The sequence below is a fragment of the Mesorhizobium sp. M1A.F.Ca.IN.020.06.1.1 genome (genome assembly GCF_004023265.1).
Classification (GTDB): domain Bacteria; phylum Pseudomonadota; class Alphaproteobacteria; order Rhizobiales; family Rhizobiaceae; genus Mesorhizobium.
This window is the reverse complement of sequence record NZ_RZSR01001757.1, coordinates 1-504: the sequence shown is the minus strand read 5'-3', so window position 1 is coordinate 504 and position 504 is coordinate 1. Positions and strand designations below refer to the sequence as shown.

At 65.9% G+C, this 504-nt stretch carries 1 protein-coding gene; it reads right to left on the bottom strand.

Annotated features, from left to right (window positions below; all coding sequences use genetic code 11):
• The coding region (locus tag EOA60_RS36735) for a sulfatase-like hydrolase/transferase (protein ID WP_128312813.1) at positions 1-504 on the bottom strand (504 nt) is incomplete at both ends.

The window sequence follows — 504 nt, the reverse complement described above, 5'->3', positions numbered from 1 at the left end:
CTGCAGCAGTTGTCGGTAGGGTGGTGGCCCCTTGCGCAGCAGCCCGTGGTCGCCGAGCAACTCGCCATGATCGGCGGTAAACAGCACGAAGCTGTCGTCGAGCACGCCAACGTCGTCCAGTGCGACGAGCAGCCGCCCGACGGCATCGTCGATCATCTGGATCATGCCATGCGTGTGGGCGATTGCGATGGCCAGCGTTTCGTCGGAGATATCGTCGGTGCGCAGGAGGAAGCCCTGCTCGCGCGGCTGCTCGCCGGAGGCGATGTAGGGCACTTTGGTCGGATCGTCGCCTTCGCCGAGATAGGCCGGCATCCGCTCCAGCTCGCCCGCCCGGATGGTCGGCGTGGGCATCAGCTCCGGTCGGAACAGGTCGCAATAGGGCAGGGGCGGGGCGAAGGGGTGGTGCGGGTCCGGAAACGAGACGAACAAGCCGAACGGCTCTGCCTGCTTGCTCTGGCGCTCGATGAAGTCGATCGCCCGATCCGCGATCCAACTGGTGTAGTG